The 19,669-nt window shown below is 60.4% G+C and carries 18 protein-coding genes; 8 read left to right on the forward strand and 10 right to left on the reverse strand.

Going from position 1 to position 19,669, the window contains the following annotated elements; genetic code table 11:
• Nucleotides 1-99: 99 nt before the first annotated feature.
• From ACJJV2_RS17190 to rdgB, 4 genes are all read right to left on the reverse strand, one after another.
• Nucleotides 100-1,809: a 23S rRNA (adenine(2030)-N(6))-methyltransferase RlmJ gene (locus ACJJV2_RS17190; protein ID WP_405282345.1), complete on the reverse strand. Its 1,710-nt coding sequence runs from the start codon at nt 1,807-1,809 to the stop codon at nt 100-102.
• A gap of 227 nt (nt 1,810-2,036) precedes the next feature.
• Nucleotides 2,037-2,699: an OmpA family protein gene (locus tag ACJJV2_RS17195; protein WP_043331663.1), complete on the reverse strand. Its 663-nt coding sequence runs from the start codon at nt 2,697-2,699 to the stop codon at nt 2,037-2,039.
• Between the two features lie 85 nt (nt 2,700-2,784).
• On the reverse strand, nt 2,785-3,984 hold the full coding sequence (gene hemW / locus ACJJV2_RS17200) for a radical SAM family heme chaperone HemW (protein ID WP_405282346.1): 1,200 nt from the start codon (nt 3,982-3,984) through the stop codon (nt 2,785-2,787).
• Nucleotides 3,984-4,604 carry an RdgB/HAM1 family non-canonical purine NTP pyrophosphatase gene (gene rdgB, locus ACJJV2_RS17205; protein WP_405282347.1) on the reverse strand — a complete coding sequence of 207 codons (621 nt, stop codon included), beginning with the start codon at nt 4,602-4,604 and terminating at the stop codon, nt 3,984-3,986. Before rdgB ends, hemW begins: the two co-directional genes overlap by 1 nt.
• Before the next feature lie 421 nt (nt 4,605-5,025).
• Between rdgB and ACJJV2_RS17210 the strand changes: the two genes are divergently transcribed.
• The 7 genes from ACJJV2_RS17210 to ACJJV2_RS17240 all read left to right on the forward strand — a co-directional run bounded on the left by ACJJV2_RS17210 (nt 5,026) and on the right by ACJJV2_RS17240 (nt 11,195).
• Nucleotides 5,026-5,724, forward strand: a complete 699-nt coding sequence (locus ACJJV2_RS17210; RefSeq protein ID WP_405282348.1) for a LuxR C-terminal-related transcriptional regulator — start codon at nt 5,026-5,028, stop codon at nt 5,722-5,724.
• A 581-nt stretch (nt 5,725-6,305) separates the two neighbouring features.
• Entirely contained in the window at nt 6,306-6,989 is a 684-nt protein-coding gene (locus tag ACJJV2_RS17215) for a LuxR C-terminal-related transcriptional regulator (protein WP_043331668.1), read from the forward strand.
• Between the two features lie 11 nt (nt 6,990-7,000).
• Nucleotides 7,001-7,504: a CsgE family curli-type amyloid fiber assembly protein gene (locus tag ACJJV2_RS17220; RefSeq protein WP_405282349.1), complete on the forward strand. Its 504-nt coding sequence runs from the start codon at nt 7,001-7,003 to the stop codon at nt 7,502-7,504.
• Nucleotides 7,505-7,580: 76 nt separating this feature from the next.
• Entirely contained in the window at nt 7,581-7,994 is a 414-nt protein-coding gene (locus tag ACJJV2_RS17225; protein WP_279833989.1) for a curli assembly protein CsgF, read from the forward strand.
• Nucleotides 7,995-8,021: 27 nt separating this feature from the next.
• Nucleotides 8,022-8,855, forward strand: a complete 834-nt coding sequence (locus tag ACJJV2_RS17230; RefSeq protein ID WP_054556370.1) for a CsgG/HfaB family protein — start codon at nt 8,022-8,024, stop codon at nt 8,853-8,855.
• A gap of 356 nt (nt 8,856-9,211) precedes the next feature.
• Nucleotides 9,212-9,700, forward strand: a complete 489-nt coding sequence (locus ACJJV2_RS17235; RefSeq protein ID WP_405282350.1) for a hypothetical protein — start codon at nt 9,212-9,214, stop codon at nt 9,698-9,700.
• A gap of 244 nt (nt 9,701-9,944) precedes the next feature.
• Nucleotides 9,945-11,195 carry a hypothetical protein gene (locus ACJJV2_RS17240; protein ID WP_405282351.1) on the forward strand — a complete coding sequence of 417 codons (1,251 nt, stop codon included), beginning with the start codon at nt 9,945-9,947 and terminating at the stop codon, nt 11,193-11,195.
• A gap of 150 nt (nt 11,196-11,345) precedes the next feature.
• Here ACJJV2_RS17240 and ACJJV2_RS17245 read toward each other — a convergent pair whose 3' ends face one another.
• From ACJJV2_RS17245 to ACJJV2_RS17270, 6 genes are all read right to left on the reverse strand, one after another.
• Nucleotides 11,346-11,756, reverse strand: coding sequence for a hypothetical protein (locus ACJJV2_RS17245; RefSeq protein ID WP_279838882.1), 411 nt, complete (start codon nt 11,754-11,756; stop codon nt 11,346-11,348).
• Between the two features lie 124 nt (nt 11,757-11,880).
• Nucleotides 11,881-13,401, reverse strand: coding sequence for a bifunctional aminoglycoside phosphotransferase/ATP-binding protein (locus ACJJV2_RS17250; RefSeq protein WP_225347450.1), 1,521 nt, complete (start codon nt 13,399-13,401; stop codon nt 11,881-11,883).
• Between the two features lie 211 nt (nt 13,402-13,612).
• Nucleotides 13,613-14,905, reverse strand: coding sequence for a glutamate-1-semialdehyde 2,1-aminomutase (hemL, locus tag ACJJV2_RS17255; RefSeq protein WP_043331681.1), 1,293 nt, complete (start codon nt 14,903-14,905; stop codon nt 13,613-13,615).
• Between the two features lie 250 nt (nt 14,906-15,155).
• Complete coding sequence (locus ACJJV2_RS17260; RefSeq protein ID WP_405282352.1) at nt 15,156-15,995, reverse strand: hydroxymethylpyrimidine/phosphomethylpyrimidine kinase; 840 nt, start codon at nt 15,993-15,995, stop codon at nt 15,156-15,158.
• A gap of 14 nt (nt 15,996-16,009) precedes the next feature.
• The gene (gene hemJ, locus ACJJV2_RS17265) at nt 16,010-16,441 is read right to left on the reverse strand and encodes a protoporphyrinogen oxidase HemJ (RefSeq protein ID WP_405282353.1); all 432 of its coding nucleotides are present in this window, start codon (nt 16,439-16,441) and stop codon (nt 16,010-16,012) included.
• A gap of 169 nt (nt 16,442-16,610) precedes the next feature.
• Nucleotides 16,611-18,362, reverse strand: a complete 1,752-nt coding sequence (locus ACJJV2_RS17270; protein ID WP_405282455.1) for a chloride channel protein — start codon at nt 18,360-18,362, stop codon at nt 16,611-16,613.
• A gap of 253 nt (nt 18,363-18,615) precedes the next feature.
• Here ACJJV2_RS17270 and argC point away from each other — a divergent pair, with 253 nt between their 5' ends.
• Nucleotides 18,616-19,659, forward strand: a complete 1,044-nt coding sequence (gene argC, locus ACJJV2_RS17275; protein ID WP_405282354.1) for an N-acetyl-gamma-glutamyl-phosphate reductase — start codon at nt 18,616-18,618, stop codon at nt 19,657-19,659.
• The last annotated feature ends 10 nt before the right edge of the window (nt 19,660-19,669 follow it).

Genomic DNA, 19,669 nt, shown 5'->3' on the forward strand with positions numbered 1-19,669 from the left:
CGCCCCACAATGCAAACGCCCCCACAGGCTAGGCCGGTGGGGGCGTTTGCAATCCGAGCTCATGATATGGCGCTCAGCGTTCTGCGTTCACCTCAGCCATCACGGCTTGCGCGGGCCGCGTGGCTTGTTGCTCTGTGTCTTGCCAGAAGTGGTCTTGCCAGGCGTTGACTTGCCAGAGCTGTCCTTGCCTGGGGCTGATTTGCCAGAACTGTCCTTGCTGGAACTTCCCTTGGCAGCCTTGCCTCTCATGGCATTGCTTTCCTGCTTCTCACGCAGGGCACGCGCTTCACGCGCATCCAGCGGCTTGCCGACATCCTTGTTGTCTTCAGGACGCTGCTTGGCCGCGTACTTTCTGGGCAGTTTGGTCGTGCTGTTCGGGTTGACCTGACCATCACGACCGATCGCCGGCGTGCTGCGCATGCTGACCCGCGTGGAACCTTCGCGGCGGCCCTTGCCTGGCACACTGGAGGACCAGTCGCTCCAGCTGGCAGAGTCCTTGCCTGCCCCCTTGCCAGCCGTCTCACCCTTGCCACGCGGACGAGTCGGCTCGACAGCGGCCGTCGACTTGCGCTCGGCAGGCTTCTCGCTGACGCGCTTCTGGCTCGGCGCGGAATGCCCATGCACCTCGTCCTTGACCTGCGCCTTGATGCTGGTCTTGGGCTTGGCAGTCGCGGAATGGCGCTTGCCCTTGGCCTTGGGCGTCGCACTGTCATTGCGCACGCGAGGCTTGGCCCAGCCTTCACCGCGCTTGAGCTTCTCGCGCTTGGGCTTGGCCTGGGTCACCTCGACATCGCTGTCGCGCTTGACCTTCTGGTTGAGCTTGCGCAGTGACAGCAGGCGCTCACGCGGCATCGGCTTGGGCTCGTTGCGTTCGCGTGCGACCTCCTCCGACAGCCACCACAGGCCCTTGTGCTCGACGGCAACCGACTGCGGAGCCGGCAACGCGCCCTTGAGCACCTCGACCACTTCCTGCATGGCGGTGGAGAACTGACGATCGAACTGCCACGGCGGATTGATCACCAGCATGCCGGAGCCGTACATGCCGTGCTCGCCTTCCGGCGAATCGATCGTCAGCTCACTGCGCCACATCGGTGCCGGCGAATGCTTCTTGAGACGCTCGAGCAGATCATGCTGACGACCCGCCGGCAGCAGCGGATACCAGATCATGATGGTGCCATGACGTGACTTGCGCAGGGTCTCGACCACGACCTCGGCGACATCACGGTAATCATTCTTCAGCTCATAGCTGGGGTCGATCAGCACGGCGACGCGCGGCGTGGTGACCGGCACGGCCGCCAACAGACCGGACAGACCATCCTGCTGACGACGCATGACCTTGCCGAGGCTGTCACGCTGCACCGGGGCCTGATCGAAGTGGTAGATCTCGCCCGGATGCAGCTCATAGGCCAACAGGCGATCGCCACGGCGCAGCGACTGGCTCAGCCACCAGGGCGAACCGGGATAGACGCTCAGCTCGCTGGCGCTGCCCTTGGCGGCATCCGGCTGCATGTCCGCCAGACGTGCCAGCCAGCGAGCCAGCGGCTTGTCAGCTGACGGGGACTTCGGCTCACCCGCATCGGTCAACCAGCGATCACGCACCTGCCACAACGGCAGAACGCCTTGCTCGTATTCGCGCAGCTGTTCCGTCTCGCGGGCCGCCAGCGGATACCAGCCACGACCGGCGTGAGTGTCGATAAACGTAACGGGAGATTCTTTACGTAATAGCTGCTCGGCCAAGGTGGTGGCGAGCAGGTGCTTGTGCAGGTCGGCAAAATTGCCAGCGTGATAGGCGTGCTGATAGGCGAGCAAGAGCGCCTCCTTGATACGGCGATATCTGCCACATCCAGCGAGGCAGCAGATAGAAATCGGGGGGCGGCGACGAGAGGAAAACCAGACAAGGCCGCCGAAGGGGCTGAAGGATAGCAGAGATGACCACTTGTCACCCCAAAAGCCGTGCTTGCCAAGCAACGAGGCCCACGCAAATGCGCAGGCCTCGTGGTCATTCACCGTCATGTCGCCATGACAGCTGATGGGGCTCAGCTTTCCATCGGCGTCAGCGTGATCTCGACGCGACGGTTCTGGGCGCGCCCGGAGGCGGTATCGTTGGATGCCACCGGGCTGGCTTCACCATAACCGCGCATGTTCAGACGGTTGAAGGCGATGCCACCACTGGCCAGATAGTTGCCGACAGCCTGGGCACGCAGCTCGGACAGGTTCTGGTTGTAGTTGCTGGCACCGGTGGAATCGGTATAGCCCGCGATGTTGACGCGAGTCTCGTCGTATTCCTTGAGCACGGTGATGACGCCATCCATGACCGGCTGAATCTGGCCGGACAGGGTGCTGGAGTCGGAGCCGAAGGTGACGTTGGACGGCATGTTGAGGATGATCTGGTCGCCGACACGGGTCACGCTGACACCGGTGCCCTGCAGCTGATCGCGCAGCTTGGCTTCCTGAACATCCATGTAATAGCCGATACCACCGCCCGCGGCGGCACCCGCAGCGGCGCCGATCAGCGCCTTGTCGAGACGATGGTTACCACTCTTGGTCGCCCCGGCGATTGCGCCGACGACCGCACCGATGCCGGCACCCTTCGCCGCACTGGAGGTCTGCTGCTCATTGGTATACGGGTTGGTCGTGGAACAACCCGCCATCGCGACGGCGGCTGCCAACGGCAGGGCCAGGAGTACAGACTTCTTCATGGTAACGCTCCCTATCTACACACTCATTAAAGGCAAGACGACAATTGCGCAAATAATCGTCATGCCTCCGATAATGCCTGATCAATCAGGTGTCGAACATGGCCAGCAGGTCATTGAGGAACAATAAGCCCTGGGGCGTGGCGCGCAACAGCACGTCATCCTCAACGATGAGCCCGCGCGAGCACGCCTGGCTCAGGCCCGGCTCCAATGCCTCGCGATCCAGCCCGGTCGTGCGACGCAGATCCTCGAAGCTGACACCCCCGGTCAAGCGCAGTGCATTCATCATGAACTCCAGCGCCAGCTCATCGCGGTCAATTTCCTGCTGACCCGCCACGAACCCGCGAGGGTCCTGCATCCTGCGCAAGTACGCTTCAGGCTGACGACTTTTCCAACGGCGTTGGAGTTGCAACTCGCCGTTCAAGTTCCCTGCCGAGTCGGTCTTCAACAACGTCAACTTGCCGTGCGCGCCCGCTCCGATGCCCAGGTAATCGCCGAATTTCCAGTAATTGAGGTTATGACGCGCGCTGCGCCCTTCAAGGGCATAGGCGGAAATCTCGTAACGACGGAAACCGGCAGCCTCCAGCTCGGCGTGACCGTGATCCTGGATATCCCACAGCAGATCATCTTCCGGCAGTACCGGCGGGCGCGAATAGAACTCGGTATTCGGCTCCAGCGTCAATTGATACCAGGACAGATGGGTCGGCTTGAGTGCCAGGGCACGCCGGATATCATCCAGCGCCGTCTCCAATGTCTGGCCCGGCAGGCCATGCATCAGATCGATATTGAAATTGTCGAAGCCCGCCGCCCGTGCGCTGGCCACCGCGCGCTCAGCTTCTTCAGCGGAGTGGATGCGCCCCAGCACCTCGAGCTGCTCCGGCTGGAAGGTCTGCACGCCCAATGACAAGCGATTGATGCCGGCGGCACGATAGGCGGCAAAGCGGCCCTGCTCCAGTGTGCCGGGATTGGCCTCCAGCGTGACCTCGCAGTCGGCAGAGAACGTCATGCGCGCCCGCAGGCCATCGAACAGTCGCTGGTAAGCCGCCCCGCTCAGCAGACTCGGCGTGCCGCCGCCGATGAAGATGCTGTGCAACTCACGCTCGGGCTGGCCCTGCAGCAACTGCAGGTCCTGATCGAGATCGGCCAGCAGCGCCGTGATGTACTCCTCTTCAGGCAAGCCGGCATCACGCCCGACCCCGTGGGAGTTGAAGTCACAGTAGGGGCACTTACGCACGCACCACGGCACGTGAATATAGAGCGACAGAGGCGGCAGGTTCGCGGCGGACATCACGCCTGACCGCTCTGCGCGGCAAGCGCCTCGAGCAACTGCTGCATCGCACGTCCCCGGTGGCTGAGACGGTTCTTGGTCTCGGCATCCAGGGCCGCGGCGGTCATGCCATGTTCCGGCAGCCAGAAAAGCGGGTCATAGCCGAAGCCACCCTCGCCCTGAGGCGCGTCAAGGACACTCCCCTCCCAACTGGCCTGAACGATGATCGGCACCGGGTCTGCCGCATGGCGCAGATAGACGAGCACGCACCAATAACGCGCCGTACGCGCTTGCTCAGGCACGCCCTCAAGCGCTGCCAACAGGGCGGCGTTGTTGTCACCATCACCGCTACCTTGCTGACGCCGCGCGGCAAAGCGTGCGGAATAGATGCCCGGCTCCCCGCCCAGCGCATCGACTTCGATCCCGGAATCATCTGCCAATGCCGGTAGGCCGGTGACCTCTGCGGCGTGGCGCGCCTTGATCAACGCATTCTCGACGAAGGTCAGCCCTGTCTCTTCGGCGTCACTCACTCCCAGCTGCCCTTGAGGCATCGGTTCGATCCCCAGCGGTGCGAGCAGGTGGGAAAATTCACGTAGCTTGCCGGCATTGCCACTGGCCAGTACGAGAGAAGAAGCGGACATGTGAATCTCCGGGATAGGAACAACGAGAATGCGGCCGCGTGTGAGTCACACGGGCAAGGCGCTTGCAGCACCCCATTCTAGCGCGTGAGTCCGGTGCGTACACGCGACGGGTCTGCGCCAGGCACGACTGAGATCCATGATGTCATGGGCCGATGTCACTCATGTGCTCAACTTGATGACTGACAGGCCGATACAGGCTATCTGCCTCAGCGCGGGCTAATGCCTGTGCAGGATTTGTCTGTGCCTCGCGGCTCAAGCAAGTAAACATCAACCGAAAAAATCCCGTAACTCGATGTTTTGTATAGCCTTTAAGTGGGAAATAAAAGAAATGTGCGTTATGCCATCTAACACTATGCGCAGCGCCAGCCCCCAGGTGTCACTCGACTAGACTTCAAGACAACCATCGAATCACCGTGGATTCATGTCTCCGCCTCAGCCTGCTGATGATGAGCCCCCAAAACGCTTGCGACAGGAGCGCCCCATGACTGCTACCAGAGTCCTGTTCGTGACAAGCCCTTCACCGCAGACCGAACTGTTCGTCGAGTACCTGCAAGAGACACTGAAATGTGTCGTCGAGGCCTGCCACCATGAAGCCCCACTGCCGTCATCTCCCTGCCTGGTGCTGATCGACAGCACCCAGTGCAGTCTGGCCCAGATGATGCGATGGAGCCATATCGACAAGATCGCTGCCTTCAATGTCGAACATGAAGACGATGCCATCTCACTACTTCTGAATATTCCCTTCAGCGGAATCTTCTATCGACAGGACAGCCTTGAACAAATCAGCAAGGGTATCGGCAAGATACTCGAGAATGAAAGCTGGCTGACTCGCAATATCATGCAGACATTGATCCGTCATTATCGTCAACAACAACAGATTGCCTTCCAGCCTGTCATGGGACTGACACAACGGGAACTGGAAATATTGTCACTCATTGCGTCACAGCAAAGTAATGCAGATATCGCGCATAGATTGATGTTGAGCCAGCACACCGTGAAGTCTCATTTATATAACATCTTTCGCAAGATCAGAGTCCACAACCGCCATCAGGCGATCCAGTGGGCCCACGAGCACCTCAACCTTTACATCCCCAAGCGCACGACGGAGCCGGAATCCTGAGGCTCAGGTGACGCTGGACGAGCAACTCTTCCAGCAGGTGGACCTGTGAGTCACCACAGCGACAGAGCATGTCTCACGCCGGCTACGCGTAGTAAGCGCTTCACTTTCCAAGAGTGAAATGACTCATGCGCAGTACTGCGTCGCATTCCTGACACCCCTCGAATGCAGGGATACAAAAAGACAAACCCAGTTACATAATGACATTGAAGAGAAGCCTTCCAGCATTAGATCCGTGGTACCTTTGAACCAGTGGAAAGCTTGGTAAAAAAAGCGCAAAGGTCTGGTTTTCATTGCACTCTCGAGAAGGGTCATCATGACCGGCGCTAATTTCATCAGGTTTACGTACTGTTTTTCCTATTCTTTTTCTGGGTCAAATCAGGACTGGAGGGGAAGGATAAACTGGTTATTTTAGCAAGTACTGATTAGAGGTTGCCTTATCCCCACTATCGCGCAATCCTATAAAGGTGCTCAGCGCGTAATGCCCGACGTGAATGAGTGCAGTGCTACACGACTCACCCAACCACACTTCAGATATGGCTCCGCCAAGAAGAATCGGTACGACAACTCAGAGGTCTCGCACCATGATTACAGGGAACGCAATGGTGCTGCTGGTGACTGACTGCAATCCGCAGTCAGCGCTTTTCATGGATTACATTCGCCAGCAGCTTGAGTGTCAGGTGGCTTCCGCAAGCCCCGACGAGGATTACACACCCGGGCAGGCAGAAAGAACGATAGTGCTGCTGGACACCGACCACGTCGATGAAGGCACGATGCAACGCTGGGATGCAGATGCCAGCCAGGATGCCAGCGCAGAGCTGGCCGCTATCAACATCAGTGATGAAGAGGAAGCTGCCAGCCTGCTGGTCAGCACCCATCTTCAAGGCGTGTTCTACCGACAGGACAGCCTCTCACTGATCAGCAAGGGCATCGCGAAATTGCTGGAAGGCGACATGTGGATGTCCCGACCGCTGATGACCCGCCTGCTGGATTTCTATCGCCGTCAGCAGCTCAACGCCTATCGCCCGGTCTGTGGTCTGACCCAGCGTGAGGTGGAAATCATCGGCTTGCTGGGCACGGGTGCCTCGAATACCGAGATTGCTGACCAGCTGTTCGTCAGTGAACACACGGTCAAGTCACATCTCTACAACATCTTCCGCAAGATCAAGGTGCATAACCGCATTCAGGCCATGAACTGGGCACGTCAGAACCTGGCAATGCCTGTCTCGCGCACCCCACGCATCGCTCGCAGAGCACAGATGTCGTGAACGGTCGGGGCATGACAAGCCGCCAGGTGGTCGCCTGGGGACTGACATGCTTCAGTCTGTCGCCCGCCTTCGCGCAATCCGCGCCGGAGGCGGTGCGGCCCGAGGTATCCGTTGCCAGTGAAGAGCAGCAGGCTCGCCGTCAGGGGGAAGATGGGGTCGACATCCAGCGCGCTCGCCCCACGCTCTCCGACGGTCTCAGCGGCGTGATGATCGATCGCACCATGACCATGATCGGCAAGACCTTCTTCCGCCAGTTCAGCCAGCAACGCCTCGATAGCCCGGCCATCCGCAACACATCCCTCAGCATCCATGAACGCCCCTCAGCACGCTGGGGCAGCCTCATCTGGATCACCGAAGGCAACAACGTTCTGTATGAAGCGACGCTTCCTCCGCGCCTGAATGACGTGGATATGTACGCCAGCGCCGCCGTATCAAGCGTCTCCGACCAGTTCCTGCGTCGCAAGGTGATGGAAGCCCTGCGCAATGACCCGGACATGGCCGGTGACGAATTCTGATGTATTGAAGACCGACATAATAAATGGGCTCCGGACACGGAGACCCTGACAATACGCAAGGGAACAGGGGAACATCATGAAGCATCAGACACTCGCGGTGTCGTTGCTGTTATCGGCGATGCCGCTATATGCCGGTGAACTCATCTATCAGCCCATCAACCCGAGTTTTGGTGGCAACCCTCTCAATGGCAGCTACCTGCTTGGCAAGGCCCAGGCCCAGGACACCCACGAGGATCCTGATGCCTACTCCTTCGATAGTCTTTCCGATACCGAACTCTTCATCAATAGCCTTCAGACCGACGCTGTGAATAGAGCCATTAGCGATGCTCTAGAGAGTACTGAGCCAGGTCGCTCAAGTGTGATCGATAATTCAAGCCTTCGAATAGAGCTTGTCAGCACTGGGAATGGCGGATACTCGATGCAGGTGCTGGATCGCACCACAGGCGAAACTACGATTATAAACATTGGCGCCTCGGGCAATGCATTCTGATCCGCTACTGATGAAGGGTTTCGCTCAATGAAGACACTCACCTCCATGCTGGCCGTTGCCAGCCTGGCGCTTGCTGGCTGTGCGCCGATGGTCGCCAATACCCAGGGTCTTGAAGGGGTGCCCAGCACCTTGATGCCAAGAACCGCCACCTATCAAGACCTGATCAGTCTGCCGCCTCCTGCAGGACGTATTCCGGTCGCCATCTATGACTTCCGTGACCAGACGGGCCAGTACCGGCCTGCCCCTGCCAGTACCTTCTCTACGGCGGTCACCCAGGGCGGCGCCGCCATGCTGAGCGCCGCATTGTCGGACTCCGGCTGGTTCATCCCCCTCGAGCGCGTGGGACTGCAGAACCTGCTGACAGAGCGCAAGATCATCCGCGCCAACATGGAACGCACGGGACAGAATGATCTTGCCGCGCTGCAAGCCGCCAACCTGCTGTTCGAGGGTGGCATCATTGCCTTCGACTCCAATGTCAGAACAGGCGGGGCAGGCGCGGAATACTTCGGCATCGGCGCCTCTGGTCAGTATCAGGTGGACCAGGTGACGGTCAATCTGCGCGCTGTCGATATCACCACGGGGCAGGTCATCGCCAACGTCAATACCAGCAAGACGATCTACTCACGCGAGCTGAGGGCGGGCGTCTATCGCTTCATCGATTTCAGTCGCTTGCTGGAGATGGAGGCGGGGTATACCAGCAATGAACCCGTACAGATGGCGGTCATGTCCGCCATCGAATCTGCCGTGATTCACTTGATTGCGCAAGGCGTCGAACGCCAGCTCTGGGTTCTCCAGGACCCGGACAGCCTTCAGACATCAGAGCTGATGGATTACCTGCAAGCCCCGACCCCGATGTTGTAGAGCCAGCCCACATTCAAGACCCCGTAGAGAGCATCGTGGTAGTCGCGGTGTTTATCTCTTCCTTAAAAGGCAGTCACCTCACAAGAGGTGGCTGCCTTTTTCGTATCGGCGCAAAATATAAGAAACAAATAAAACAACAAAGCATGAAATATCATGCGCCTAATACCGTCAACAGTAATACCTCCCTGAACAGTGCTGAAAATCTGGCCACCCTTTGTCATTACTCACCGCTATTGGGCAAGACATTATGAGTAGCAATCTCTAGCCCTCATAAACCCGAAAAGGACTGATGGCGATGGCCTCGATAAAGACCAATAGTTAGTGCACTTAGACGGTCACCTGGATGGACTCACGCCATGGCTTCGGCAAAGCATCAACAAATAAGAATGCTACAGGCCTGCCTTTTCTTTTCATCACTGACACTCAGCTTATGGGTGTTGGCCAATGACCTGGCGACCACCTCCGAATTGGGAAGCAGCCACTCAGTGGCAGTCATCGAGCAATCTGGCACGTACAACACAGCGATGATCGCTCAGCATGGCAATGGCAACGTCTCATTGATTGACCAGAGCGGTGCCCTGAATGAAGCAAGTGTCGACCAATATGGCAATGGAAACACGGCATACACCTTGCAAGAGGGCGCCCTGCATGAGGCCAGCATTCTTCAGCATGGCCAATATCATGATGCGCTGATCATTCAGCAAGGTGTTGGGCAAAGCGCCAGTATTCAGCAGACAGGCATCGGGGGGAGCGCCACGCTTCTACAACAGGCCAGTAGTCAGATACCGGCAAGTATCACTCAATATTCACGGGGTCATATGCGTGTCCAGGTCATACAACAGTGATCTTTACCACGATGGCTCGCCTGACATCGCTATATGACAATGATGCTTGTGAAGGTGGCGGCTGAATATTCGCTTTCGTCGAACCGCCAATATGGATTTTGCCTGGCTAGGAGAGGTTCTCACTTACATGTAGTCAAGAGCCCTGCATGACGAATACAACCTTCTGGCAAGGGCACAAAAGAGCAGTAGCAGTACAACATGATGTCGCGGATCACGAAAAACCAGACCGTCATCATGTCAGGGGATGCACGACCAGAAGAAAATCAATAATAAAAACACAACTCAAAAAACGATCTACACAAGGGAACAAACCATGAAAATCCAAATGAGCTTGCTGGCTGCCGCTGTCGCTTTCTCTTCACATGCGATGGCAGTGGACAATGCTTCCGACATCGATCAGACCGGTTTCGCCAATGGCGCGACGGTCACCCAAGGTGATCGCAATGGAAACCCGTTCAACGCCGGCGAGCATACCAGCGATATCGATCAGACAGGGGCCTTCAACAGCGCCACTGTCTACCAGAGCGGCGTCGCGAGCATTGCCAGTGTCAACCAGCAAGGCCTGGCCAATATGGCGGATGTCCTGCAGAGGGGTCAGGCACAGATAGCAACGGTCTACCAGGATGGCCGCCGCAACCACGCTGATGTCGACCAGAAAAGCTTCAAGAACACGGCCACCATCACTCAGGAAGGCCAGCGCAACAACTCCGTCTCCAAGCAGGGCGATAGCGGCCGGAACTCAAGCGGTCGTTTCAATGACTTGACCGTGACCCAGACAGGCGCCTTCAACTCGTCCATCGCCACGCAAAGCGGTAGTCACGAGAAAGCGACCGTGAACCAGATGGGACTCGGCCATGATTCGGATGTCGAACAGAGCGGTGACTACAACGTCGCTTCCGTCAGCCAGAGCGGCATCTACCATGACTCCAGCGTGTTGCAGAGCGGGAAGTACAGCAAGGCACGTGTCATGCAGACGGGGGCCTTCAGTGACTCGGACATCGCACAATCCGGCAAGCATCAGCTAGCTCAAGTCATGCAAAGCGGAAAATTACATGATTCCGAGATCAATCAAGCGGGTGGCTACAACCGTGCCAACGTCACCCAGTCGGACTTCCACAATGACTCCGAGATAGACCAGTATGGTTACGGAAACCGCAGCATGGTCATTCAGAGCGGCGCCTTCAATGACTCTGATATCAAGCAGGTCGGTTCAGGCAATCTGGCCATGACTGAGCAAAGCGGCATCAACAACGATGCCAATGTTGCGCAGTATCTGTCTTTTGAGAACGAGTCCTATATTACCCAGACCGGTTACAACGACAGTGCGACAGTGCTGCAGGTAGGCGGACATAACGAATCCACCATTCTGCAGCAGGCTGGCGGCTTCATGAGCTTTGCGCCGAATACTGCCAATGTGACGCAGACTGGTTTCACCAACTCTTCCACTATCACTCAGACTGGCGGTGGCAACGTAGCCAACGTGATGCAGTACTGATCACGCCCCAGCCAGGATATCTTACAGGACCCCGCGCAAGCGGGGTTTTTCGTTTTTCCACCCGGTGGATCCATATAATGAAAAAGGCCGCTGACAGGGTTGTCAGCGGCCTTCCAGTACCAGCTGCGAAACGTCTATCGCAGCGGCAAGTTACTTCTTTGGCGGTGTCACGACATTCTCCGGGAAGGACTTGCGATAACTCTCAAGGCTTTCATCCACCATCTGGCGGCCCTTGCTGACCTGCTTGTTACCGCTGGTGATCCGCGCCTTGCCCTTCTTGATCTGACCATTGCCCTTGTCGATCAGTGCCTGACCCTTGGCGATATTGGATTCGCCATCATTGACCAGATTCTCACCACTGACGATCTGCTTCTCACCCGCGGCCACCAGAGACTTGCCGCTCTCCCAATTATCGGCCAGCTGATCACGCACCTTGGCGACGGCCTTGGCTTCCTCAGCCTGACCGCGCATGAGATCAGCGGTTGTCGGCTGGCTGGAGCAGCCCGCGAGCAGTGCCAGACTGATGGCAGCGGCGGCGGTATTTACCCATTGTTGGCGCATGATATTTCCTTTCCAGATGCACAGCTTCCCAACGAAAGCCAAGGCTCACTCGGGAGCGCACTATGCAATACAAAAAAGGGCATGGCGGTCATTCCGCCATGCCCCATGACAACGATCGCTCGTCTCAATGCAGCCTGAGCTGCTCACGAATCAGGCGTGCCAAGGTGACGTTGGCGTTGGGCGCTGTGGTGTCAATATGGACCAACTGACCATGCTCTTCTGGCGCAAATGGCTCTCGATTGGCCAATTGCTTGTCGAGCACTTCCAGACCCGCTTCGGAAGCCTCGCCACTGCGCTGACTACGCTTGATGATGCGCTTGCGCAGCGTCTCGTCATCGGCCTCGAAGCTGATCATCAGCACCGGCAGGCCACGGGCTTCTGCCTCATGACGCAGGCGATCACGCTGCACCTTCTTCAGGCAGGTGGCATCGATGCAGACGGGGATGCCCGATTCCAGCAGCGTGGCTGACAGATTCGAGAGTCGCTCGTAGGTCGCATGGGTGGCCTGGGGGGTATAGATGCCGCCATTGAGCCCGGACTCGGTATCGGCATCCGCCGCAAAGCCATACAGGCGCTTGCGCTCCACATCGCTGCGAATGCGTACACCGCCCAGCTCGCGCACCATCTCTTCGGTGAAGCGACTCTTGCCGCTGCCGGAGACACCCACGCCGATGATCATGTAAGGGAAGCGGATCTCGCTATAGCGCTCCGCCAGCCCGATATAGCGCTCGTACTCGGCCAGCACATCGGCGCGATCCGCTTCACACAGGTCCGGCTGGTGATAGCGAATCATCGCCACCTTGGCCCGGATCAGGGCGCGATAGATCTTGTAGTACGGCAGCAGACGCACCAGCGAGTAATCGCCGGAGAGCTCGAGATAACGGTTGAGCGCATGATGGGCAAAGGCCTGCTCATCACGCGCTTCGAGATCCATCACCAGGAAGGCCAGGTCACAACCGACATCATTCCAGCGCAATTCTTCATTGAACTCGATGCCGTCAAACAGCAGGGCACGGCCTTCATGGCGCACGGCGTTACCCAGGTGGATATCGCCATGGGTCTCACGCACGAAGCCTTCCTGCCAGCGACGCTCGAACTCGGGATTGAGGCGCTGGAAGGTCTCTTCGGTCCACTGCTTGAGCAGCGCGAGTCGCTTGATGGCCTCGGCATCATCACCGAGGCGCGGACGAATCAGCTCGAACTCGTTGTCGATGGTACGACTGACCATCTGCGGGCTACCCAGCTCGCTATCGCCCTGGATGCGCTCGGCCTGCTCGTGGAAGGCCACCAGCTGGTCGACCAGATCGTCCAGCAATTCCAGCGACAGCTCGCCACTGGCCTGCAGGGCACTGAACAGATGGCGATTGGAGAACTGGCGCATCTTGACCGCGTACTCGAAGACAGCACTGTCGTCTCCGATGCGCGGAGCTTCGGGCGTGCCCGAGATCGCCACGGTATCCAGGTACAGCGTCGGTGCCAGACGGCGGTTGAGGCGCACTTCCTGTTCACACAGGAGCTTGCGGCGCTCAAGGGTCGAGAAATCCAGGAAGCTGCCGAAATCCAGCGGCTTCTTGATCTTGTAGGCGTAGTCGCCGGTCAGCACGATCCACGAGATATGCGTCTCGTGCACTTCGATATCCTTCACGGGGTGATCGAAGCAATCGGCTGTGTGAAGGGCTCGAATCAAGGCCTGGCTCAAGGTCGTCTCCGCTAAGGCAAGCTGGCTATAAGGTCATTAGCGCAATCGCTATCGTTGGCGACAAGTGTACCGGATGGCAGCCCGCCCGGCAGCCTGCCGAGCGGGTTCCTGTCTGCGTTGGCCAACCCGCGGACTCAGGTACTGTCTGCCGTCGCACTCAGTTCGATGCGGACATCTGCGCAAAGACCCGCTCGGCCGCATCCAGCGTGGCCTGGATATCAGCATCGGTGTGCGCCGCGGACATGAAGCCGGCTTCATAGGCGGACGGCGCCAGATAGACGCCTTCGGCGAGCATCGCGTTGAAGAAGGTCACGAAATCCTGCTGACGGCAGCGCGTGGCGGAGGCGAAATTGCTGACCTCTGCGTCATCGGTGAAGAAGACACCGAACATGCCACCGGCATGCTGGGTGATCAGACGGATGCCTGCCGCCTTGGCTCGGCTTTCCAGACCTTCACACAGCATCTCGACCTTGCGTGAAAGCTCGGCGTGGAAGCCGGGCGCCTTGAGCTTGCGCAGCAGCGCGACACCAGCGGCCATCGCCAGCGGATTGCCTGCCAGCGTCCCGGCCTGGTAGACCGGCCCCAGCGGCGAGAGGTGGTGCATGATCTCGCGCTTGCCGCCGAAGGCACCCACCGGCATGCCGCCGCCGACGATCTTGCCCAGGCAGGTCAGGTCCGGCGTGATGCCGTAATGCGCCTGAGCGCCACCCAGGGCAACACGGAAGCCCGTCATCACCTCATCGAGGATCAGCACGCTGCCGTGGGCATCGCACACTTCACGCAGGCTTTCGAGGAAACCCGGAACCGGCGGAATGCAGTTCATGTTGCCGGCGACCGGCTCGACGATGATGCAGGCGATCTCGTCACCCAGCTCGGCGAAGCAACGGCGCACGCCCTCGGCGTCGTTGTAGTCCAGCGTGATGGTGTGCTCGGCCAGCGAGGCCGGCACGCCCGGGGAGCTGGGCTCGCCATGGGTCAGCGCGCCGGAGCCGGCCTTGACCAGCAGCGAGTCGGAGTGACCGTGATAGTTGCCCTCGAACTTGACGATCTTGTCGCGACCGGTGAAACCCCGCGCCAGGCGGATCGCCGACATGGTGGCTTCGGTGCCAGAGTTGGTCATGCGCACCATGTCGAGGCTCGGCAGCATCTCGCAGATCAGCTCGGCCATCTCGGACTCGATCTCGGTGGGCGCACCGAAGGACAGACCACTCTCGAGACGCTCGCGCACGGCGCTGAGCACATCTTCATCGGCGTGGCCGGTGATCATCGGCCCCCAGGAACCGACGTAATCGATATAGCGCGTGTTCTCCACATCGAACAGATACGCGCCCTTGGCATGGTCGATGAACACCGGCGGACGATGCAGTCCCTTGAAGGCGCGGACCGGCGAGTTGACGCCACCGGGAATATGACGGCTGGCGCGTTCGAACTGGGCAGCGGACGTGGTCATGACATACCTCTTGATAAGCGGCGAGCGGCCATCGGCCGCGAAAATGGAGAAAAGGGGGATCAGACACAAAGACGCTGTGGATAACGTGAATGCAGCTTGTCCACAGGCGATGAAACGGCCCGATAGCCTCGGGGCGGCAAGGGGGTGTGGATAACCCGAATGCCATCGATGGCGACAGCTTAACGCGACTCACGGGTGAGTTGCAGCCGCGCGAGCGCAAGGGGTGCCGGCATCGAAAGGGGCAATAGCGCTATCGCCAGGGCAGAAACTGGGCCTCAGGCAGCGCGCCTTTTCGCCCACGCTGCTGGCCATCGACGAGACTCTGCCAGGTGGCCTGCTGGGCAGCCTGCCATGCCGATGGCAACGCCATGCCGCGCGCCAGACGCACCGCCAGGTGCGAGGCCAGCGTGCAGCCGCTGCCATGGAAGCTGCCAGTCAGTCGCGGGCAGTCCAGTGCGAGCGTGGCGTGGTCACGGCGATACAGACGATGGATCACCGACGGCTCAGCCAGCGAATCAGTATCGCGCTCGACAGGATCAGTACCGGTGACCAGCACGGCCCCGGCACCTGCCGCCAGCAGATGCTCGGCGAGTCGGCCGTCGCCCGTCCCCGTGGGACAGGCCGCCAACCGCGCAAGCTCCGCGCGGTTGGGCGTGAGCACATCCACATGCGGCAGCAAGCTCTCACGCGCCTGATGGATCAGCGACTCGGTGGAAAGCTCCAGCCCGCCGCCCGCCTTGAGCACCGGGTCCCATACCACGGGTAACCCCGGCCAGCGCTGCCGGAGTTCCTCGATCAGCGTCACGCACGCTGTGAGCGCCGCTTCGCTGGCGAGCAGACCGATCTTGAGCGCGCCCGGGCGGAAGTCCTCACACAGGGTGCGGGCCATGGCGAGCATCGACTCGCCCGATTGCGGGATCACCGCCTGCACATTGCAGGAGTTCTGCACCGTCAGTGCCGTCGGCACCGTCAGCGCCCAGCCGCCACCGGCACGGATCGCCTCGCTGTCGGCGATCAGACCCGCGCCGCCACTGGGATCATGCCCCGCCAATACCAGTACGTAGGGCAATTGCGCTGAGCACTCGGTCATGGCTGAACCAACCCTCAGAACGGTTTGACGATGACGCAGATGACGATCACCACCAGCATCAGCACCGGCACTTCATTGAAGAAGCGGAAGTAGCGCGAGGTTCTCTTGCAGGTATCGGCGGCGAACTGCTTCAGATACAGGCCACAGGCATGGTGATAGCCGACCAGCAGCACGACCATGGTCAGCTTGAGGTGCATCCAGCCCATGCTCATGAAGCTCGGCACCAGCGCCAGCAGCCAGATCCCCAGCACCAGGGTCGCGATCATCGATGGCATCATGATGCCGCGATAGAGCTTGCGCTCCATGGTCTTGAAGTACTCGATGGCATTGTGGTCGCCGGCATCACGCGCCTGGGCGTGATAGACGTACAGGCGCGGCAGATAGAAGAGGGCAGCAAACCAGCACACTACGGCAATCAGATGGAAAGCCTTGATCCACAGATACATGAGGGAGCTCCGTCAGTCAGGGTCGGGAAGGTCAAAAAGTGGACGCGCGGATGAAGCAATCGGATCGCCACGATGGCATGTGGCACCGCCAAGGCCCATGCGGTATGCAGTCGCGGCCAGGCGCACGCAGAGCGAATTCGCGCCGAGGAGACAGCTGCCACGCCACGCGTCAGGGCGTATAGCGATAGTAGCTCTCTATTGCATCCCGCGTGATGATACCTGAAATCTTGCGAATCATCGGTGCCGTGGTGTGCTCGACATAGAGGGCATCGACATCGCTGGGCAGCAGCCGCTCATAGGCCTCGGACAAGGTAGCCTGCAGGTGGATGGGCGCGAGATCCAGACGCTGAGCGGGGATCTCGAGCAGGTCGAGCTCCTCCTGCTCCCGCCAGTGCTCATCCATCAGCACACGCACCAGATCCGCCGCCGGCAGCGCGACCATCGGCTTTTCCGGCGTCGAGCGCGTGACCACCAGCCAGACCGGCTTGCTGTCGAGCAGGGCGCGAGCGCGTTCACGCGTGATGCGGCGCGGCACGCTGACCAGCGAGCGCTCCATCACCGCCGGCACCGCCACCCGCGACAGCGCCTGCATCAATGGCTGCTGGAGCGGATGCAGGCCCTGCGCCGTCAGCGTCGAGATGAAGAAACCCTGGCAGTGGCACAGCTGGCGACAGGTCAGGCCTGCCACCACCACCGCCAGCATGCCGGGCAGGATGATATTCGGCGAATGCGTCAATTCGAGCAGTGCCATCAGGGCAGCCAGTGGCGCCTGAAGCACCGCGCCCATCATCGCCGCCATGCCGAGCAGGGCGTAAAGCGCGATGTCCGAGGCCTGGTCCGGCAACAGCCAGCCGCCCAGCATACCCATCAATGCCCCGGCAGCGGCACCCGCCACCACCACCGGGCCGATGATGCCGATCGGCACGCCACAGGCCACGCACAGGGCCGACAGCACCAGCTTGCCGATTACCAGCGCCAACAGGATATCCAGCGCCAGCTGGCCGTCGAGCAACTGGGCCAGGCTGTCATAGCCGATGCCTTGCACCTGGGGATACCACCACGCCACGACGGCCGTCGAGACCCCGACCAGCGCCATGCGCACCCCCCATGACAGGTGCACCACGCGCGCCTGCTGGCGCGCCAGATGCACGAAGCCCCCCGCCAGCAGGCCGATGACCAGTGCAGTGACGATGACCCAGGGCAGATCGAGCAGGGAATGCAGCAGCAGAGACGGCACCGCGAAGGCCGGTGCCGAGCCGTAGACCATCTGCGTGACCACCGCGCCGGTGGTCGAGGCCAGAATCACCGGCATGAAGCCCATCAGGGTGTACTCCATCATCACCACTTCCATGGCGAAGATGACCCCCGCGATCGGCGTATTGAAGGAGGCGGAGATGCCCGCCGCCGTGCCACAGGCGACCAGCACGCGCAGACTGTTGTTGGGCAGTTTGAGGCGCTCGCCGATCCAGCTCGAGGCGCCGGCGCCCAGGTGGATCGCCGGGCCCTCACGCCCGGCCGACAGGCCGCCGAGCACGCTCACGACCCCGACCACGACCTGATTGAGCCAGGCACGCAGCGGCATCTTGCCCTGATGGTAGGTCAGGCGTTCGATGACATGACCGATGCCCAGCTTGCGCTGCGCCGGATGCTGTCGCCCCAGCACGATGCCGATCACCAGCACTGCCAGCAGCGGCAGCGATGCGCGCACCCAGGGGGCAAGCCCTTCGAAGTTCTCCGGGTTGTCATCGGGCATGAAGCCCAGGGCACCGGCGCTCAACAGCAGACGGAAGCCGACCATCAATGAGCCGGTCAGCAGCCCTGCCACCAGCCCCAGCAGACACAGTTGCGGGAGTGCATCGACCGCCGCCAGCTTGCGCCGAAAATTGTCGAGACTGGGACGAGGCAGATGCGGACGCGTCAGGCGTGACACTCACGACTCCTTGAAGGCACTGGCAATGACAGAGGACATCCATGTCGGCAGCGCATTACTGCCCGCCTGACACCTGTGTATCATATCGATTGCGAACCGTCGCGACCGTGCGCAATCCGACAACCTCGGCACAGCATGGCGCAACGCCTGTCTCGCGCACAGGCCACCAAAGGTCGCAGCAGCAGATCGGACACAAGATTACATCTCGCATCAACAGGACACCGCCCGAAGGCGGGGAGGCAGCATGATCAAGGTAGGTATCGTCGGCGGCACCGGTTACACCGGAGTGGAACTCCTCAGGCTCCTGGCCAGCCACCCGCAGGTGGAAGTGACCGTGATCACCTCGCGAAGCGAGAAGGGCATGCGTGTCGACGAGATGTACCCCAATCTGCGCGGCCACTACGACACCCTCGCGTTCAGCGAGCCGGATGCCGAGGTGCTGGCCGCCTGTGACGCCGTGTTCTTCGCCACGCCTCACGGTGTCGCTCACGCCCTGGCCGGCGATCTGCTGGCACGCGGCACGCGTGTCATCGACCTGTCCGCGGACTTCCGCATCAAGGACGCCGACGTCTGGGCCGAGTGGTATGGCCAGCCGCATGGTGCGCCGGAGCTGCTCGACGAAGCCGTCTACGGTCTGCCGGAAGTCAATCGCGATGCCATCCGCGAAGCGCGCCTGATCGCGGTGCCGGGCTGCTACCCGACCTCCGTGCAGCTGGGCCTGATCCCGCTGCTGGAAGCCGGCCTGATCGAGACCGACAACATCATCGCCGACTGCAAGTCCGCCGTCTCCGGCGCGGGTCGCGGTGCCAAGGTCGGCTCACTGCTGTGTGAAGCCGGCGAGTCCATGAAAGCCTACGGCGCCTCCGGCCATCGCCACCTGCCGGAAATCACCCAGGGGCTGGACCTGGCAGCCGGCAGCGCGGTCGGCCTGACCTTCGTCCCGCACCTGACGCCGATGATCCGCGGCATCCACTCCACCCTCTATCCGCGTCTGAGCGGCTTCAGCGGCACGCTGGAAGATCTGCAGGCGCTGTTCGAGCAGCGTTACGCCGATCACCCCGCCGTCGATGTCATGCCGCTGGGCAGCCATCCGGAGACGCGCAGCGTGCGGGGCACCAACCTGTGCCGCATCGCCCTGCATCGTCCGGGCAACGGCGACACCCTGGTGGTGCTGTCGGTGATCGACAACCTGGTCAAGGGCGCGTCAGGTCAGGCCATCCAGAACCTCAACCTGATGTTCGGTCTCGATGAGATGATGGGCATCGGTGCGCCGGCGATGATGCCCTGAACCGCCAGCG

Source organism: Cobetia sp. Ld8 (assembly GCF_045066615.1).
In the GTDB taxonomy this organism is placed as follows: domain Bacteria; phylum Pseudomonadota; class Gammaproteobacteria; order Pseudomonadales; family Halomonadaceae; genus Cobetia; species Cobetia amphilecti.

What these genes read in the sequence shown, in the direction of transcription:
- rdgB (WP_405282347.1), bottom strand. Translation starts at nt 4,604, where the DNA reads ATGTCCGCTTCTTCTCTCGTACTGGCCAGTGGCAATGCCGGCAAGCTA.
- ACJJV2_RS17240 (WP_405282351.1), top strand. Translation starts at nt 9,945, where the DNA reads ATGCACGACCAGAAGAAAATCAATAATAAAAACACAACTCAAAAAACG.
- argC (WP_405282354.1), top strand. Translation starts at nt 18,616, where the DNA reads ATGATCAAGGTAGGTATCGTCGGCGGCACCGGTTACACCGGAGTGGAA.
- ACJJV2_RS17195 (WP_043331663.1), bottom strand. Translation starts at nt 2,699, where the DNA reads ATGAAGAAGTCTGTACTCCTGGCCCTGCCGTTGGCAGCCGCCGTCGCG.
- ACJJV2_RS17260 (WP_405282352.1), bottom strand. Translation starts at nt 15,995, where the DNA reads ATGACCGAGTGCTCAGCGCAATTGCCCTACGTACTGGTATTGGCGGGG.
- ACJJV2_RS17245 (WP_279838882.1), bottom strand. Translation starts at nt 11,756, where the DNA reads ATGCGCCAACAATGGGTAAATACCGCCGCCGCTGCCATCAGTCTGGCA.
- ACJJV2_RS17220 (WP_405282349.1), top strand. Translation starts at nt 7,001, where the DNA reads ATGACAAGCCGCCAGGTGGTCGCCTGGGGACTGACATGCTTCAGTCTG.
- hemJ (WP_405282353.1), bottom strand. Translation starts at nt 16,441, where the DNA reads ATGTATCTGTGGATCAAGGCTTTCCATCTGATTGCCGTAGTGTGCTGG.
- ACJJV2_RS17235 (WP_405282350.1), top strand. Translation starts at nt 9,212, where the DNA reads ATGGCTTCGGCAAAGCATCAACAAATAAGAATGCTACAGGCCTGCCTT.
- ACJJV2_RS17225 (WP_279833989.1), top strand. Translation starts at nt 7,581, where the DNA reads ATGAAGCATCAGACACTCGCGGTGTCGTTGCTGTTATCGGCGATGCCG.
- ACJJV2_RS17215 (WP_043331668.1), top strand. Translation starts at nt 6,306, where the DNA reads ATGATTACAGGGAACGCAATGGTGCTGCTGGTGACTGACTGCAATCCG.
- ACJJV2_RS17230 (WP_054556370.1), top strand. Translation starts at nt 8,022, where the DNA reads ATGAAGACACTCACCTCCATGCTGGCCGTTGCCAGCCTGGCGCTTGCT.
- ACJJV2_RS17210 (WP_405282348.1), top strand. Translation starts at nt 5,026, where the DNA reads ATGTCTCCGCCTCAGCCTGCTGATGATGAGCCCCCAAAACGCTTGCGA.
- hemL (WP_043331681.1), bottom strand. Translation starts at nt 14,905, where the DNA reads ATGACCACGTCCGCTGCCCAGTTCGAACGCGCCAGCCGTCATATTCCC.
- hemW (WP_405282346.1), bottom strand. Translation starts at nt 3,984, where the DNA reads ATGTCCGCCGCGAACCTGCCGCCTCTGTCGCTCTATATTCACGTGCCG.